Here is a 12,155-nt window from a genome sequence, read left to right as displayed (position 1 = left end):
CTCTGTTCACTGATCTGAAAAGCTATCAGCATTTCAGACCCATCAAATTTGAAACAGGCGGACGCTAAGGTCCGCCCGTTATGTATTTTTACTTTACGATATCATCATCGGTGAAAGGATCGCCGCATTCAGCGCAGAACTTAGGAGGATTGAACGGATCCTCAGGCTCCCATCCGCACTTATCGCACTTGTAGAGAGGAGCGCCTTCGGGCTTCTTCTTTCCGCACTCTGAACAGAATTTACCCTTATTTACAGCGCCGCACTCACAAGTCCAGCCCTCGGGAGTAAGCTGTACAGGCTTTGCTTTACCGCATGTTGAGCAGAATTTGCCTGTATTTACAGCGCCGCACTCACAGGTCCATGATGCTGCTGAAGGAGCAGCTGCGCCGCCTATGGGTGCATGTGCAGGCTGCTGTGGCTGGCTCATCTGATTCTGCTGGGCCATGCCAAAGAGTCCCTGTGCATTGGTTCCGCCCATCTGCTGAGCCATACCCATGCCGAAAAGTCCCATAGCAGCACCATTAGGGTTGTTGGCAGCATTCTGCATGGCCTGAGCCTGAGCTTCAACAAGAGTTGCAGCTGCATTGCCGGGATCACGGTTCCATGCTCTGTCCTCAAACTCCTGGATTCTCTTGGTATCTTCCTCGGAGATTGTTGCGGAATTGATATTAACAGTCCAGATCTTAAGACCTCTCTTTTCGGTCCAGATAGGATTAACTTCTGTTTCGATAGCAGCCTTTACCTCGCGCTGTCTGCCGGGAAGCTCATCATATCTGATGCCTGAAGCAGAAATTGCAGCAAATGCAGGCTGAAGTGAATCAAGAAACTCGCTCTTGAGCTGATTATCAAGCTCCGAACGCATATAGCGATCTGTAACATTTCCACATACATTTACATAGAAAAGTACAGGATCAGCAATCTTATATGAATAAATACCGTTGCAGCGAACACCGACAGTAAAGCTTCTGCCGAGATCCTGATAAGCCATTCTGAACGGAACGGGATTCTGTGTACCGAACTTATTGTCGAGAATCTCCTTCATGTTGAAGAAGTATACTCTCTGATCCTTGGCAGCGGTTCCGCCGTACTTTATACGCTCCCACATTTCCTTAAATGTAGCCTTAAGACCGGCACCGAAAGAGCTTGAGAAGATACTGGGTGCAGTTCCTGTCTGGTACTTGTATACGCCTGGCTCTGTAGCAATTTCAGTTACAACGCCCTGATCTACCATGATCATTGCCTGACCTTCATGAACAACGATACCGCTTCCGTCGGAAATAACGTTATCATTGCCTTTAGTATTTGAGGAATGCTTTCCTAACTGCTTCTTTCCTCTTACAACGAGGCAATCAGTCGGAATTGATTCGCATACGAAGAATTCCAGCCATGTATCTGCGAGTGTCTGACTTGCTCCAACGAGAGCTGCCTTTATAAGTCCCATAATTATAGCTCCTTTCGGGAAAAGATCCCTATAAAATTAATATTTTGCGGAAAACAGGTGCTTTCCGTTTTAATTCTGCCAGTTAACAACTAACATATTACAATTATAACATATTTCTGAAAAAAAATCACTACCTTTTTGACAAAAATTCAACCAAAAGAATATATTTTTATTTTTTAACAATATTATTCCCATTCTTTCCATACATCGGGACAATACCCGATGGTTGCTTTTTTGCCGTTCCTGACAATGGGAGTGCGTATAATCTGAGGATTTTCCAGTATTTTTTCTTCCTTGTCCTCAGCAGTCAGGTAGTTGAGCATTACAATAAGATCTCTGTCTTTTGATGCCTGATCTATCATTTCATCTGTTCCGCCAACGGCATGGCTGACACTGATGAACTCTCCGTGACTCATTCCTTTTTCCTTCATATCAATAAATTGGTACTTGATACCACGTTCTTTAAAGTAACGCTCTGCTTTTTTGCTGTCAAAGCACTTCTTTTTTCCGAAAATCTGTATATTCATCTTATTCCTCCGCTGCAAAAGCTATATCCATATTTTCCACTTTTTTGACTAGTTCAAAGTCTATACTGCTCATGTCCAGACCGTTTTGTGCAAAATAGATCCGTATAGCTGTATATTTTGAAAACATCGGTATTTCACATGAAAGTGATACAGGTTCTCCGTTTGTACCGTTCCATGTCAAAGTGCCGCATGGAGTTCCCATTGCAAATAAGGTCACAGGTATCTGAGCAAGAGAGCTCTGGGTTGAAGACGCCGTAACAGTCACTTTATACCAGCCGGGAGTATTAACAGTCAGAGCAAAGGAGTAATTCCTTCCTTTAACGCTCGTTACACCGTTAAGATCAATTGCAAGCTTATTTCCAAGCTCATAGAACACAACAGGTTCATCAGCATCACATTCCGACTCCGAACGGTTGATTATCTCCACTGTATCACCGTCTCCCGTTAAGCGCTTCATAGCTTGCGTGCCCATCACGAAACCAAGTATATTTGCTGCATTCCTCTGAAGCTCGCCTCTTGTCAGTTCTCCGCTTTCGAGAGCACTCATTATATCATTATCCACCTCGGAACTGTCAGGACATACCATGTAAACGTCATTCTGTGCTTTTGCCATAGGCACATAATAACTGCGTTTGGGTTCAAGCCCCCGATAATTTACATTTGCCCACCAGTCGGTCATTGTAAGTCCGCTGAACTTCCATTCATTCCTAAGGATAACAGTATTAAGATCAAAGTTTCCGGCAGTCCACAAACCGTTTATAGCTCCGTATGTTGTCATGATCGTAGATGCCTTTCCGTTTTTTACAGCGATTTCAAAGCCTTTCAGATATATTTCCCTGAGAGCTCTTTCAGAAACTACCGAATCAAGGAAATGGCGGTTCGTTTCCTGGTTATTTGCGCAGAAGTGCTTTATCGTTCCTGTTACACCCACATTGTGAAGTCCGCTTAACTCGGCCGAAGCCATCTGACCCGTAAGGAAAGGATCTTCTGAAAAATATTCAAAATTGCGTCCGTTCAGAGGGTGACGATGTATATTCATTCCGGGCCCGAGAAGACATTCGACCTTATTTGCAATCATTTCTGTTCCCATGAAGCTGAAAAGCTCTTCAACCAATTCTCTGTTGAAAGTCGAAGCTATTAGTGTACCGTTTGGCAAACTAAATGCTTTAGTTCCGCAATCAAGTCTCAATCCTGAAGGGCCATCCGAACAGCAGCAAGCAGGAATACCAAATTTCTCAAGTTCATCAGATACTCCTCCGAAAGCTGAGGCAGTTCCGGGAGTAACACGAGGACTACCCATACCTTCGCCTCTTATGATGCAAGAAAGGTCATGATCGGAAAGCTGAGCAATAAACTCCTCCATTGTATTTCTTCCATCCCTGACATCACATAACTTGATACCTCTGTCTCCTGTATAAGCAATATCTCCGGGAAGTTTATCGATCATGCGTTTTTTCTCATCAACATTGCTGAGCGGTACACTTTCCATTATCTTTGATACACCAGCAGCAGTTTCAACAGCCTTAATACGCTCAAACGCCTCAACAGGCGCAAGAGCCTGAGCGCACTGTTCGATTATTATATCATCATCAATTGTAAAAGAGAAAGTATTCGGGCAGTTTCTGACATTATTACCGATATGTAAAATATATTTTCCCTTTTCAATTATCCAGCAGTGCTTGCCTTCACTATCATCATAAGAAGCGAGATCTTTGCTATTTATCTTTATCTTTAATGACTGAGACTCATTCGGAACAAGTTCCTTTGTTTTTGCAAAGCCGCAAAGAACTCTTTTGGCTTTTCCGAGCCTGCCATGCGGAGCCTCACAGTATACCTGAACTACCTCTTTTCCCTTGAAACGTCCTGTATTTGTTACTCTGACGCTGATAATACTTTCATCGTCGTATTTTTTAGCATATGTAAGCTCTATTTCAAAAGTAGTATATGATAATCCGAAGCCAAAAGGATAAAGCACAGCTTCCTTGGCAAATGTTTCAAACCATCTGTATCCCACAAAAATATCTTCCGTGTAGAAATCCTTGTTTTTATTGCCAAAATAAGGATCCGACGGATAATCTGCAACCTTTAGGGCAATCGTATCGGGAAGCTTTCCTGAAGGACTTACTTTACCCGTAAGCACATCCGCAGTTCCCTTTCCTCCGGTCATTCCGCCCTGCCATACATACAGCAGTGCATCAGGAGCAACTTCTTCAATTTTCTCAAGGTCAATGAGACCGCCAACATTAAGCAGTACAATTACTTTTTCAAAATGTCTGCGCACTTTCTGAAGCATATCAAGCTCTTCATCAGTCAGAAGATATGAACCTTTCTCGATTCGTGCATCCTGCTCTTCACCTGCTGTTCTGCCTATAATAACTATGGCTTTACTGCTTGCTGAAGCAGCCTGCTCAACTTTTTTTTCATCAAGAGGCATTTCTTTCTGGGACCATGGTTCTCCTCCCCAGCCATCGCCAAGATCAAACGGATTTTCCTCATCCCATTTTTTGTATATATCAAGAAGATCATTATTTATTTTTACTCCCGATTCCAAAAGGCCGTCAAGTATTCCCGTAACTTTTGATACATTCACCATTCCTCCCGAGCCTGTACCGCTTTTATAATAATGAAGCTGTATACGCCCGAAGACAGAAATAGTTTCATTTAGGTCGATAGGAAGGGCATTATTATTGTTTTTAAGCATTACGATGCCTTCCGAAACAGTTTCAGCTGCTTTTTCGATGTATTTGTTCCAATCAAGTATCCTTTTCATAGCATTACCTCACTGTGAAAAAATATTATGAATACATTATATCAAATTTTACATATTATTTCAAGGGTTTTGGTTAAATTAGCAAAAACCATGATAAAAATAGCGGGAACACGTCCCGCTATCAATAAACTGTATTTATCAGCCAAAGTATCTCTTGAGGAGTCCTTCAAATGCCTTGCCGTGACGCGCCTCATCTTTTGCCATCTCGTGAACAGTATCGTGGATAGCGTCAAGATTGAGCTCCTTAGCTCTCTTAGCAAGCTTGAGCTTTCCTTCAGTCGCACCATGCTCTGCCGCAACTCTCTTCTCAAGATTTTCCTTTGTGGAAGATGATAGTATTTCTCCGAGCAGCTCAGCAAACTTTGCAGCGTGCTCAGCCTCTTCAAATGCAGCCTTTTCCCAGTATGCACCGATCTCCGGATAACCTTCACGATAAGCAACTCTTGCCATTGCGAGATACATACCTACCTCTGTACACTCGCCGCTGAAATTAGCTCTGAGTCCGTCAAGGATCTCCTTATCCGTTACTGCCTTTGCAACTCCAAGTTCATGCTCGCAAGCAAAAACAAGCTTTTCACCAGCGTCCTTCTCTATGAATTTTGAACCGGGAACTCCGCACTGGGGGCACTTCTCAGGCGGTGCATCTCCTTCGTGAACGTATCCGCATACAGGACATACATATGTTTTCATTGTTTTATACCTCCGTTTTTTTATTTTTAAGTCATAAACACCTGTAAAACCACAAGCGTCTCAGACGATCATACTGAATGTTTTACTCTGTCGTGTTCTTCAGCGCGTTTGCCATTATTGAAACGGTCAAGTGTACCTACAAGGTATCCTGTTATTCTCCTGATCCTGTCGAAAGGGACATCCTTGGCAAAATCATAACGAAGATCAACGTATTCGCCGTCAGTCTTTACAGTCATTCCGATAATTTCTCTGTCAGAGTATTTCTTTCTGCCATAGTCGATATATGCATTGATCTCATTCTGAGAAAGCTGTTCACCTACAACATTTACTTCCATTGTTATTGACCTCCATTAGTATAGTATTGACTTTTGTCTGAATATATTGTATCATATAGAATATAAAAAATCTGTTGCATCTGCAACAACGGAGGAGTTTTATGTTACCTGAATATAACGTACTTTTTAAGGGTATAGATCAAAACGACTGCCGCAGAATGATAAGCTGCTTTAACGCGGACATAAGAAAATTCAAAACAGGCAGCAAAATAATGGATTATTCAGATAATCCGGATAAACTCGGCATTGTACTCAGCGGAACCGCAGTAATGGTACGCTACGACATAAACGGAGTGCGCTCTATAATGGAGTCGCTCGACGAGCAGAGCGTATTCGGTGTTTACTTTACTTTTACAGCCTCTCAGCGCAGCGGTATCGAGATCATTGCCGAAAACGAGTGTGAGATAATGTTTGTAAGACGTTCGAAAATCACAAAAAGATGTGAAAACGCCTGCCAATGTCATTCACGTGTTGTAGAAAACCTTTTGGAACTTATGTCTGAAAAAGCTATTTCTCTGAACGAAAGAATAGAAGTACTCAGCCAGCGCTCTATTGAAGATAAGCTTATCAGCTGTCTGAGTATAATCGAAGAAAAGACACCAAAAGGAAAAACACCTAAAATTCCTTTCTCAACCACAGCACTATCTGATTATCTTTGCGTTAACAGAAGCGCACTTCAACGAGAAATGACCAGATTGAAAAAAGCTGGCATACTTACTATATCAAAACGTAAATTCACTCTGGTAAGAAATCACGATTCTGACAATTGACAGTCAACTGCAAATATGTTATAATATAGCTTGTATTTTATTCTGAAAGGAACATTTTATTATGATTTGGGAGATAATAAAAACGGTCATTCTCGGTATTGTCGAAGGCATAACCGAATGGCTGCCCATAAGCAGTACAGGTCATCTCATACTTGTAGGAGAATTCCTTAACCTCGACAAATCAGATGAGTTCAAGGAAATGTTTGATGTTGTTATCCAGCTGGGAGCTATTATGGCTGTTGTTGTGATATTCTGGAAAAAGCTATGGCCTTTTGGCAAGAAAAACAATTCACATCCTATTAACAAATCGCCCTTCGGGCAGATGATCAAAAAAGATATATTCATGATGTGGTTCAAGGTTCTGGTAGCTTGTCTGCCAGCTGCTGTTATCGGTCTCCTTCTTGATGACTGGATAGACGAGCATCTTTATAATCCGTGGACCGTTGCGATAGCTCTGATTGTTTTCGGTATCGCCTTCATTATCATCGAAAACTGGAACAAAGGCAAAAAGCCCAAAATAAATACTATTGCCGAGCTTACATTCAATACTGCTTTTATAATCGGTGTTTTCCAGCTTATTGCGGCAATTTTCCCGGGTACATCCCGTTCGGGTGCTACTATCGTAGGTGCACTTCTCATCGGAGTTTCAAGAACAGTTGCAGCTGAATTTACATTCTACCTTGCAATTCCTGTTATGTTCGGAGCAAGCCTTTTGAAGCTTGTGAAATTCGGATTCAACTTCAGCGGAAGCGAGCTTGTGGTATTACTGACAGGCTGTGTAGTTTCCTTCCTTGTATCCATATTTGTTATCAAATTCCTCATGGATTACATTAAAAAGCACGATTTCAAGGTGTTCGGCTGGTACAGGATCATTCTTGGTCTGCTTGTACTTGCTTACTTTGGATGCAAAGCTATATTTTAAAAATTGAGGCAGCTTATACGGCTGCCTTTTTTATTAATCTGTAGGGGATAATAAAAAAGGTCACAAACATAAGTTTTGTGACCTTTTGATTTTTTTATAAACTCAAACATTATAGATGATCTCGGAATATGCAGGTATAGGCCATTTTGCAGAAGGCATATTCAGCTCTATCTCATCTGCGATATTTCTCATAATATCCATTTCAGCAAGAACAACATCATGGAAGAACTCGGCCTGCTTCTGAATTCCTTCAACGGCATTTGCTTCGTTTATACGCTGTTCGAGTCTTTCGATAGAATCATAGAAGCTGTCAGCAAGCTCATTGAGCTTTTTAGCGATCTTTCTGTCAGTATTGCAGCCTAAATCTATCTTTTCCTTTACGGCAATACCGTCACAGAGAGTATGAACATAGTCCATGGTTGCGGGAAGAAGCTGCTTTCTTGCCATTTCGACCATTGTACGTGCTTCAATACGTATTGTCTTGGAATACTTTTCGAGATGTATCTCTTTTCTTGCTGTAACTTCATTCTGATTGTATATCTCAAATTTACGGAAGATCTTTATATTCTTCTCATCTGTATAATGAGGCATACAATCAACGGTTGAAACATAATTCGGAAGTCCGCGTCTTTCGGCCTCCTTAACCCATTCAGGAGAATAGCCGTCGCCGTTGAAGATGATACGTCTGTGTTCCTTGAGTACACTCTTGAGAAGCTTTCTGACCTCTGCGTCAAAATTGTCTTTTCCCTTGTATGGCTCGAGAATTTCAGTAAACTGACTTAATTCTTCACATACAATGGTATTAAGAAGAACATTCGGACAAGCAATATTATCGGAAGAACCGACCATCCTGAACTCAAAACGGTTACCCGTGAAAGCAAACGGAGAGGTTCTGTTTCTGTCTGTTGAATCTTTTGGGAATGAAGGAAGAGCATCAACACCGATCTTGAAAGCTCTTGCCTCTGTCTTGTATACAGCAGAATCGTCTTCGATTGCCTGTAGTACAGCTTCAAGCTCCTCACCGAGGAACATGGATACAATGGCAGGAGGTGCTTCATCAGCGCCAAGTCTATGATCGTTGCCAGCTGATGCAGCCGAAAGTCTCATAAGATCTGCATACTCATCTACACCCTTTATAAGAGCACAGAGTATTGTAAGGAACTGAAGGTTATCCATGGGCGTATCGCCGGGATCAAGCAGATTCTGACCGTCATTCGTGGACATAGACCAGTTATTATGCTTACCTGAACCGTTTACACCTTCAAAAGGCTTTTCGTGAAGAAGACAAACAAGACCGTGCTTAAGCGCTACCTTTTCCATTACTTCCATGGCAAGCTCATTCTGATCTGTACCGAGATTGGAAGTGGTGAATATAGGAGCCATCTCATGCTGTGCAGGAGCGACTTCGTTATGCTTTGTCTTGGAATAAATGCCGAGTTTCCAGAGTTCTTCATCAAGGTCTGCCATATATGCCGCAATTCTCGGGCGAAGATTTGCGAAATACTGATCGTCAAGATCCTGTCCCTTAGGAGGCTTTGCGCCAAACAGGGTTCTGCCTGTAAGGATAAGATCCTCACGCTGATCATACATTTTTTTGTCTATAAGGAAGTATTCCTGCTCTGCGCCGACAGTTGAAGTGACCCTGGTAACTCTGTCGTTGCCAAAAAGCTTCAGAAATCTTACAGCTGTCTTGCTGAGAGCCTGCATAGAGCGAAGGAGCGGAGTCTTTTTGTCAAGAACTTCTCCGGTATACGAAACAAAAACTGTAGGGATATAAAGGCTTCCTTCTTTAACAAAGCAGTATGAAGTAGGATCCCATGCCGTATATCCCCTTGCTGTGCTGGTCCTTCTCAGACCGCCTGACGGAAATGATGAAGCATCAGGTTCTCCCTTTACGAGTGCCTTACCCGAAAATTCCATAATAGCCATACCGTTCGGAGCAGGACTTATAAAGCAGTCATGCTTTTCAGCCGTTGAACCTGTCATTGGCTGGAACCAGTGGGTATAATGAGTAGCTCCTCTTTCTATAGCCCAATCCTTAATGGTATTAGCAACCACATCTGCTGTTTCCATATCTGCAAGAGGCTCATTGTTCTGCATGGTCCTCTTAAGAGCTTTATAAACATTTTTTGGAAGTCTTGTTTTCATGACCTCCTCATTGAATACATTGCAGGCAAACATCTCGGGAATATTAACTGACATATACATTTCCTCCTCAGAGCATTCTTACTCTATATACAATACTCCATTATATTTAAAAATTATACCACTGCTTCGGGGATTTGTCAATATTACAGCCGGCATGGAAGTGTACTTTTTCCCCTTAATACAAAATAAATATACCTCACCGTTGAAATAGGTATATTTTGACAATTTTAATATAAAAACTGCTGTTCCGAAGAACAGCAGTCATTATATATCTTATATCAGGCAGACTCAACAGTCTTTTCAATGATCTCCTTCTTGAGTTCCTTATTGTTGAACTCATCAGGATTAATAAATGTCGGAACCATATCATGAAGAGCATCAACAGCAACCTTTTCATTGTTTTCCAGTGCAGCGTTGCGCAGTGAATTAAGACGGAATGCAAAAGTAGCTTCATCGATCTCGATCTGTTTGCCTATAAATATGAGCTTGTTGGATGTCTTCTGAAGTCCTTCCTCATTCATAAGAAGCTCTTCCTTTATCTTTTCGCCTGGACGAAGGCCTGTAAATCTGATCTCAACGTCCTTATAAGGCTCTTTTCCATACATACGGATAAGATTTTCCGCAAGAGTAACGATCTTTACGGGTTCGCCCATATCAAGGACAAATATCTCTCCGCCCTTAGCAATAGCAGCTGCCTCCATAACAAGATTTACAGCCTCGGGAATAGTCATAAAATAACGTATAATATCAGGATGTGTAACAGTAACAGGTCTTCCCTGCTCTATCTGCTTCTTGAATAGCGGTATAACCGAACCGTTTGAACCCAGAACATTGCCGAAACGCGTTGTAACAAATTCTGTTTTTCCTTCATGCTGCTGAGCAAGATACTGTACTATCATCTCACAGCAGCGCTTTGAAGCACCCATGACATTTGTCGGATTAACCGCTTTATCGGTAGAGATCATCACAAATTTTCCTACATCATGATACTGAGCAAGAGTTGCAACGTTGAATGTACCGATAATGTTGTTTTTAATCGCTTCCATAGGAGACACTTCCATAAGCGGAACGTGTTTATGAGCTGCCGCATGGAATACAACATCGGGCTTATATGTGTCAAATATCTGATTCATCCGGAAATAATCCCTAACGGAGGCAATAAGAGTAACCAGTGACAACTCGTCACCGTATTCCATTTTGAGCTCCTGCTCGATCTCATAGGCATTATTTTCGTAAATATCAACTATTATTACTCTCTTCGGAGTATACTTAGCAATCTGACGTACAAGCTCTGAACCGATACTTCCTCCGCCGCCTGTTACCATGCAAACCTTACCGCTGATAAAGTTTCTGATATCGTCGTTATCGAAGGTTATAGGATCACGGCCGAGAAGATCCTCCACCTTAATATCACGTATCTGATGTATGATTGTCTTATTATTCTCATCAAATACGAGATTTCCGATAAACGGAACCACCTTGACAGGGATCTTTGTATCAGAACATATATCGAGTATGCGCTTTCTTTCACCGTCAAGACACGAAGGTATGGCAAAAAGTATCTGCTCGATCTTCTTTTCCTTTACAAATCTGTGTATCTCAGCAGTGGTGCCGACAATTTCAACTCCGCCGATCTCCAGGCCGATTTTATCACGGTCATCGTCAATAATACAAACAGGATTGAAAATAGTAACCTGCTTGTCATCTGAATACGGGGAATGCTGAGCATTGTATATCTCTTTTATTATCGTCTTGCAAGCTTGTCCTCCGCCAATGACCATAGTGCGTTTTCCTTTATATACCTTTGGCTTGGCAAGGGTTATAAATGCGCACTTGAAAAGATATCTGAAAAGACAGATGCCTACGGTGATGAATGCTAAATGAACTGCTGTATATAGTGGGTAGAATGAATTATCAATAATAAATAAAATCGATGCAGAAACTACAATACCAACGATCGCGCCGTAAATGCATGTAAGATAGTCTTTTCTGTTGAAATAACGCCACATTTTGCTGTAAGCTCCTGTAATAAGAAGGCTTCCAAAGCAGCATATTGCGCTTACAGCACCTGATATTATCAATAGGGATTCATCAATTTTCCTGTCAAAGAACGACAGAATAAAATTTGCCATCAGAGCAGCGATACAAACAATAAAAACATCAGCAACTGCAAGTATTATCTTACGGCATTTGAAATTTCTGAAAAACTTTTTCATTATGTAATCCCTCCAACAGCGACACTGAACGCATACTGCAAATTAAAATTATTTTATTATATAAATAATACAAAATCTTCAATACAGCAAATAAAACATTTTATAATTATATGAATCCCCATCTACTCTTATATACATTTATTATACTGACTGTTACAAAAAAAATCAATACAAAAACACAAATCAATAAAAATCAGCAGCTAAAATTGTTATAATGCACAAATAACACTTATTTAATCGGTTGCATATAAGTCAGACTGCTCTTTTCGAGAGTTTATACCTGGTAATATGAGCAGCACATTATACGATTTGTACACTTTGTTAAAAAGTAATCAT

9 protein-coding genes are annotated in these 12,155 nt (G+C 41.3%); 2 read left to right on the top strand and 7 right to left on the bottom strand.

The genetic code is table 11. From position 1 onward, the window contains the following. Positions 1–88: 88 nt before the first annotated feature. The 5 genes from RF007C_RS08350 to nrdD all read right to left on the bottom strand — a co-directional run bounded on the left by RF007C_RS08350 (position 89) and on the right by nrdD (position 5,763). A complete protein-coding gene (locus tag RF007C_RS08350; RefSeq protein WP_037299086.1) occupies positions 89–1,441 on the bottom strand; it encodes an SPFH domain-containing protein in 1,353 nt (450 codons plus the stop codon). 185 nt (positions 1,442–1,626) lie between these two features. Next, complete coding sequence (locus RF007C_RS08345) at positions 1,627–1,968, bottom strand: arsenate reductase family protein (protein ID WP_037299084.1); 342 nt, start codon at positions 1,966–1,968, stop codon at positions 1,627–1,629. Position 1,969: 1 nt separating this feature from the next. Continuing rightward, complete coding sequence (locus tag RF007C_RS08340; RefSeq protein WP_037299083.1) at positions 1,970–4,738, bottom strand: glycoside hydrolase family 3 protein; 2,769 nt, start codon at positions 4,736–4,738, stop codon at positions 1,970–1,972. Positions 4,739–4,876: 138 nt separating this feature from the next. Beyond that, positions 4,877–5,428 carry an NADH peroxidase gene (locus RF007C_RS08335; protein WP_019678632.1) on the bottom strand — a complete coding sequence of 184 codons (552 nt, stop codon included), beginning with the start codon at positions 5,426–5,428 and terminating at the stop codon, positions 4,877–4,879. A gap of 68 nt (positions 5,429–5,496) precedes the next feature. Beyond that, the gene (gene nrdD, locus RF007C_RS08330; RefSeq protein ID WP_019678631.1) at positions 5,497–5,763 is read right to left on the bottom strand and encodes an anaerobic ribonucleoside-triphosphate reductase; all 267 of its coding nucleotides are present in this window, start codon (positions 5,761–5,763) and stop codon (positions 5,497–5,499) included. Positions 5,764–5,864: 101 nt separating this feature from the next. Between nrdD and RF007C_RS08325 the strand changes: the two genes are divergently transcribed. Together RF007C_RS08325 and RF007C_RS08320 are read left to right on the top strand one after the other, a co-directional pair. Continuing rightward, positions 5,865–6,533: a Crp/Fnr family transcriptional regulator gene (locus RF007C_RS08325; protein WP_037299081.1), complete on the top strand. Its 669-nt coding sequence runs from the start codon at positions 5,865–5,867 to the stop codon at positions 6,531–6,533. Positions 6,534–6,591: 58 nt separating this feature from the next. Further along, entirely contained in the window at positions 6,592–7,455 is an 864-nt protein-coding gene (locus RF007C_RS08320) for an undecaprenyl-diphosphate phosphatase (RefSeq protein ID WP_037299080.1), read from the top strand. A 102-nt stretch (positions 7,456–7,557) separates the two neighbouring features. Here the strand turns inward: RF007C_RS08320 and RF007C_RS08315 are convergent, their stop codons facing one another. Both RF007C_RS08315 and RF007C_RS08310 read right to left on the bottom strand, forming a co-directional pair. Beyond that, positions 7,558–9,657, bottom strand: coding sequence for a glutamine synthetase III (locus tag RF007C_RS08315; RefSeq protein WP_037299078.1), 2,100 nt, complete (start codon positions 9,655–9,657; stop codon positions 7,558–7,560). Between the two features lie 224 nt (positions 9,658–9,881). Further along, a complete protein-coding gene (locus RF007C_RS08310; protein ID WP_037299077.1) occupies positions 9,882–11,819 on the bottom strand; it encodes a polysaccharide biosynthesis protein in 1,938 nt (645 codons plus the stop codon). Positions 11,820–12,155: the final 336 nt, after the last annotated feature.

It is taken from the genome of Ruminococcus flavefaciens 007c, from assembly GCF_000571935.1.
GTDB classification, from domain to species: domain Bacteria; phylum Bacillota; class Clostridia; order Oscillospirales; family Ruminococcaceae; genus Ruminococcus; species Ruminococcus flavefaciens_F.
Note: the sequence above shows the minus strand (reverse complement) of the source record. Positions and strands in the feature narration are given on the sequence as shown.

Coding starts and splice junctions, on each gene's coding strand:
- RF007C_RS08340 (WP_037299083.1), bottom strand. CDS start 4,738: ATGAAAAGGATACTTGATTGGAACAAATACATCGAAAAAGCAGCTGAA.
- RF007C_RS08350 (WP_037299086.1), bottom strand. CDS start 1,441: ATGGGACTTATAAAGGCAGCTCTCGTTGGAGCAAGTCAGACACTCGCA.
- RF007C_RS08310 (WP_037299077.1), bottom strand. CDS start 11,819: ATGAAAAAGTTTTTCAGAAATTTCAAATGCCGTAAGATAATACTTGCA.
- RF007C_RS08345 (WP_037299084.1), bottom strand. CDS start 1,968: ATGAATATACAGATTTTCGGAAAAAAGAAGTGCTTTGACAGCAAAAAA.
- nrdD (WP_019678631.1), bottom strand. CDS start 5,763: ATGGAAGTAAATGTTGTAGGTGAACAGCTTTCTCAGAATGAGATCAAT.
- RF007C_RS08315 (WP_037299078.1), bottom strand. CDS start 9,657: ATGTCAGTTAATATTCCCGAGATGTTTGCCTGCAATGTATTCAATGAG.
- RF007C_RS08325 (WP_037299081.1), top strand. CDS start 5,865: ATGTTACCTGAATATAACGTACTTTTTAAGGGTATAGATCAAAACGAC.
- RF007C_RS08335 (WP_019678632.1), bottom strand. CDS start 5,428: ATGAAAACATATGTATGTCCTGTATGCGGATACGTTCACGAAGGAGAT.